Source organism: Leifsonia sp. HAY1-4F (assembly GCF_056755275.1).
Window position 1 is genome coordinate 1 of the sequence record NZ_JBNDHX010000693.1, and the last position, 232, is coordinate 232.

The 232-nt window shown below is 61.6% G+C and carries 1 pseudogene; it reads right to left on the reverse strand.

What is annotated here, in order from left to right:
* Positions 1–232, reverse strand: a pseudogene (locus tag ACPYOG_RS21000) (Gfo/Idh/MocA family protein); the annotation flags it as partial.

Sequence of the window (232 nt, forward strand, 5' to 3'; positions counted from 1 at the left end):
CTTCGAGGGTCCCCAAGCGTTCCTCGACAGGCAACGGGTCCAGATCAACGTGCATGACTCCGGAGCGTTCCACCGCTCCGGCAAGGAAGACGGTGTCGAACAGTGAGGCGAAGTTGATGGCGACCTCGTTGTTCTTCCAGGTGATGGCGCCCTTGCTGCCTTGGATTTCCCAGTCGCCGTCCCAGCTGGTCTGCGGACCGTAGGAGCTCCATGATCCGGTGTAGACGACGCG